This window comes from Microbacterium sp. Bi128, from assembly GCF_918698205.1.
In genome coordinates this window covers 1-4,788 of sequence record NZ_CAKKMM010000318.1, presented here as the reverse complement: position 1 = coordinate 4,788, position 4,788 = coordinate 1, and the positions used below count along the sequence as shown (strand labels likewise).

4 protein-coding genes are annotated in these 4,788 nt (G+C 68.1%); all 4 read right to left on the bottom strand.

What is annotated here, in order from left to right; all coding sequences use genetic code 11:
• Positions 1-1,445 (bottom strand): proteasome ATPase (gene arc, locus LQV45_RS17990; RefSeq protein ID WP_230008197.1); only part of this gene is annotated, 1,445 nt, incomplete at its 3' end.
• 84 nt (positions 1,446-1,529) lie between these two features.
• A complete protein-coding gene (locus tag LQV45_RS17985; RefSeq protein ID WP_230008196.1) occupies positions 1,530-2,627 on the bottom strand; it encodes a tRNA (adenine-N1)-methyltransferase in 1,098 nt (365 codons plus the stop codon).
• A 101-nt stretch (positions 2,628-2,728) separates the two neighbouring features.
• A complete protein-coding gene (locus tag LQV45_RS17980; protein WP_230008195.1) occupies positions 2,729-3,916 on the bottom strand; it encodes a site-2 protease family protein in 1,188 nt (395 codons plus the stop codon).
• Complete coding sequence (locus LQV45_RS17975) at positions 3,909-4,706, bottom strand: HAD family phosphatase (protein WP_230008194.1); 798 nt, start codon at positions 4,704-4,706, stop codon at positions 3,909-3,911. The genes LQV45_RS17980 and LQV45_RS17975 overlap by 8 nt, the downstream gene beginning before the upstream one ends.
• Positions 4,707-4,788: the final 82 nt, after the last annotated feature.

Genomic DNA, 4,788 nt, shown 5'->3' with positions numbered 1-4,788 from the left:
GTGGAGTACATCGCCTCGACGGTGCGTTGGACCATGGCGTCCACGGTCGCCTGCACGTCGCCGTTGTGCTCGCCGAGGTCGGACTCGTGGAAGGGCAGGTCCGTGGTGATGTACTTGTTGAAGATGTCGGCCGCGGCCTCGGCGTCGGGGCGCTGGATCTTCACCTTCACGTCCAGGCGGCCCGGGCGCAGGATCGCCGGATCGATCATGTCTTCCCGGTTCGAGGCGCCGATCACGATCACGTTGTCCAGCCGTTCGACGCCGTCGATCTCGCTGAGGAGCTGCGGGACGATGGTGGTTTCGACGTCGGAGGAAATGCCGGTGCCACGGGTGCGGAACAGCGAGTCCATTTCGTCGAAGAACACCACCACCGGGCTGCCCTCGGACGCCTTTTCCCGGGCGCGCGCGAAGATCAGGCGGATGTGGCGTTCGGTCTCGCCGACGTACTTATCGAGTAGCTCGGGTCCCTTGATGTTCAGGAAGTAGCTCTTCATGTCCGTCTTGCCGGCGCGCTCGGCGGCCCGGGCGGCCAGCGAGTTGGCCACGGCCTTGGCGATCAGGGTCTTGCCGCAGCCGGGCGGGCCGTACAGCAGGATGCCCTTGGGCGCCTTCAGCCCGTGCTCCCGGTACAGGTCCGGGTGCAGGAAGGGCAGTTCGACGGCGTCGCGGATCTGTTCGATCTGCGGGCCCAGTCCGCCGATGTCCTGGTAGGTGATGTCCGGGACTTCCTCGAGCACGAGGTTCTCCACTTCGGAGCGCGGGATCTTTTCCAGCGCGTACCCGGTCCGGGAATCAATCGAGAGCGCGTCGCCGACCCGGAGCCGCTGGGCGAGCAGGGCACCGGAGAGCCGGATGACCCGCTCCTCGTCGGCCCGGCCCACCACCAGCGCACGGTCAGGCCCCAGCATTTCCTTGAGCGTGACGAGGTCCCCGGCCCGCTCGTAGCCGAGTCCGGCGACCACCATCAGGGCCTCGTTGAGCAGGACTTCCTGCCCGACGGCGAGCTGGCTGATGTTGACCAGCGGGCTGATCCCAACCCGCATCTTGCGGCCGGCGTTGAAGATATCCACGGATTCCTCCGTGGCCGCCTGGCCGCTGTTCCCGGCCGTCGGCTGCCGTTTGGGGTTGAGCTGGAGGATGGTGCCGAAGCTGTACGGCGGCTGTCCCTCCTGGTCGAGGGCGTTTTTCAGCCGCAGGATCTCGGCCTTGGCCGTTTCCAGCATGCTGACCAGTTTGGAGTTGTTCTGCGTCGCGGCGGCGAGCTGGCGGTCAATGTGGCGGAGCTTGTCCCGGAGGATGTTGACCTGGCGCTCGGCGACGGACAGTTCATTGGCGGCATACCGGTCACCCTCGCCGGCTGCGGCGCGCGCCGCATCCGTGCGGGCGGCAGCATCTGCTGCGTCCTCGGCCGGTGTGCGGCCCGGGTCAGTATTCGGAGTCTCCATCGTGCATCAGCCCCTTCCTGCTCTTCTGTTAAGACCATAGCCCTAAGAAGGCGGGTGCCGCTGGAGACATCCGAAATATGCTGCCTAGTTCGTTATCTCCGGGGCGTCGACGACGTTCGTTCCGGCGATTGCGTCGCGGGCGGCGCGGCGCAGCTTTTTGTCCGAGACCGCACGCTCGCCCACAGCGCCCGGGGTCCAGGCGTTGACGTCTTCTTCGTTAAAGTCGGTCTTGGAGGGGCGGCGCTTTACCGAAATGCCCGTGACGCCGTCGGCGAGGCGGCGGGTTACCAGCAGGAAACCCGTGTGGGCGACCATGCGGTGGTCCGGGCGGACGGCCAGGCCTTCGAGATGCCAGCCGCGGACCATGGATTCCCACGCGTCGGGTTCGGTGAAGCGTCCGTCCGCGCGGATGGCTTCGGCTGTCCGCGAAAGCTGCGTCACAGTCGCGACATAATTGATCCACACGCCGCCGGGGGCCAGGACGGTGGCGACGGCGTCGAGGCATTCCCACGGCGCGAGCATGTCCAGGACCACGCGGTCCACGGAGCCGGGTTCCTCGGTGCGCACCACTTCCTCCTGGAAGTCGCCAAGGGAGATCTTCCAGGCCGGGTGCGGTCCGCCGAAGATGGTCTCGACGTTGCCGCGGGCGATGTCCGCGAACTCCTGTCGGCGTTCGAAGGAATGCAGGTAGCCGTTGTCCCCCACCGCGCGCAGCAGGGAGATGGACAGGGCGCCCGAGCCGACACCGGCTTCGACGACGCGTGCGCCCGGGAAGATGTCCGCCATGGTCACGATCTGGCCGGCGTCCTTGGGGTAGACGACGGCCGCGCCGCGGGGCATCGAGAGCACGAAGTCCGAGAGCAGCGGACGCAGGGTCTGGTACTGCTGTCCGACGTTGTTGACCACCACTGAGCCGTCGGGCTTGCCGATGATCTCGTCATGGTTCAGGAAGCCCCGGTGGGTGTGGAAGGCCCCGCCGACTTCGAGGGTGATCGTGTTCATGCGGCCGCGCTCGTCCGTGAGCTGGACGCGTTCGCCTTCGCGGAAGGGTCCGCGGCGGCGCGCCGCGCCGGTGGCACCATTAGCGCTGGCGGCAGTGCTGCCCTCGGCGGCGGGAGTGTCGGTGCCGGCGGCGGCGGTGGTGTTGGCAGTGTTAGTGCCTGCGGCGGTGTCGCTGCTCATGAAGATGTTCCTCGCTCCTGTAAAGCTGTGTGGCCGCGGACATGCCGGCGGGCACCGGTCCTTGCGCGTGGGGGCCGGAAATTCACGACCGCCCAGTAACTCTACCGGTTCTGCCCCTGGTTCTGGCGTTCGTTCCGGTACTTGCCCGTTATGGCCCGGACGACGGCGGACTGGCGCAGCAGCCCGGTGACGGCGCCCTCGCGGTTCACCACCGCGTACTCCTGGCCCTCGAGCTGGGCCAGGTACTGGACGAGCTCCTGGCCCTTGGACCATTCGGGGACATAGGCGCCCGCGCCAAGGGGGTAGGAGACCGCGGTCAGGGCGGTCGCTGCGGCCAGTCCGGCAGGCACACTGGCTGCGGCGCCGGCGTCGACGATGGCCACGGGACGGCCGTCCCGGTCGCACAGCACCACGGCGGGCTTTCCTGCCGGCGCCCGGTCCAGGAGGTCCGCGACCGTCGCGGTTTCCGGAAGGCCGAGGGCGGGTTCGGCGAGGGCCGCGGCGTCGACGAGGTGCAGCCGGCCCCGCAGGCGGGCCTGCTGGATCGCGGCCGACGCCCCCATCCACAGGAAGCTGCCCACCAGGGCGGTGATGAGGGTGAAGGAAATATCCGGACGTGCGCCGCTGACCAGCGGCAGGGCTATGAACCACAGGGCGAGGGCGATCACGATGATCCGGCCCGCCCAGCCTGCCGCAATTGTGCCCTTCTCCTGGCTGCCGGTGGCTTTCCACACGGCGGATTCGACCAGCCGGCCGCCGTCCAGCGGAAGGCCGGGAAGGACGTTGAAGATGCCGATCAGCAGGTTGGCCCAGACGAAGATGTTGGCCAGGATGTCGGCCACGCCGTTCAGGTTGCCGTACGCAAGCGGGAGCCAGCCTGCGCCGGCAAGGACGAAGTTCGCGGCCGGCCCGGCCATCGCCACCAGGACGGAGCGGCCGGGTGAGGCCGTGAAGCTCTGGAACTGGGTGTGGCCGCCCCAGAGGTTGAGGACAATTTTCTCCGTGGGCCAGTGGAACAGCTTCGCGGTCAGCGCGTGCGCGAGTTCATGGGCCAGCACGGAAATCAGGAGCAGCAGCGCGTAGGCGAAGGCGACGAAGAAAGCGGTGACGCCGAGGCGCGGATTGTTGCTCTGCAGGACCGGCCCGTAGGCGATCACCGTGAAGGCCGCGATGATGAACCAGGAATACGCCAGAAATACCGGAATGCCGGCGATCCGGCCCAGCGGGATCCCTTCCCGGCGGGTCGCCGGAGTCTTGCCGGGTTGCCCCTGGCTGCCGGTGTCAGCCACGGGCGTGGCCCGCGGTCGAGAGTGTGGTCGAGACCGTGGTCGAGACCGTGCCTAAGCGGCCGGTTGGGTCCGCGGCGGCGCCGAAGGTGGCGTCGGGGAAGTCGTGCCGCAGGGCCACGAGCTCCTCCAGGTCAGCGACTGTCCTGCCCTCCAGGGTGTTCCAGGTGGCGCGGCGGGGATCGTGCGGGAGGGGCAGGATGTGCGGGATGGCGACCGTGACGACGCCGGAGGCCACGGCGGCGGCGACACCCGGCACGGAATCTTCCAGGGCCACGCAGTGGTGCAGGCCGAGCTCGGGATCCTGCTGCTGCAGGAGCTCAACGGCCGTGAGGTAAGCCTCCGGGTGCGGCTTGCCCTGCGTCACAGTGTCTCCCGTGACGAGGAACTCGAAGTAGGGCTCGGGCAGGCTCGCAACGATCTCCCGGGCCAGCGGGGCCTCGGACATGGTGACCAGGGCGCAACGGACGCCGGCGTTGTAGAGTTCGTCGAGCAGTTCGCGGGCCCCGGGCCGCCAGGGAATGGAGCTCCGGACCTGGCTGATCACGTGGCCGGTGAGGGTGTCGATGATCTCGCGCCGTTCCAGGGTCACGCCGGCTTCCTGCAGGATTCCCGCAGAAAACATCAGGGACTGTCCCACGAGCTGCATGGCCTGTTCGTGGGACCATTGTCCGCCGTGGGCTTCGACGAGTGCGTGTTCGGCTGCGATCCAGAAGGGCTCGGTGTCGACATTGATGCCATCCATGTCCCAGAGCGCTGCTTTAAGGAGGTGCCGGGAAGCTGAGGATCGCATGCCTTCCAGTCTACGGGGAAGCCCGCGGCGGGGCGCCCGCGCTACGCCTACGGCGAATTCCGCGCGCCTGACCCTGGGATTC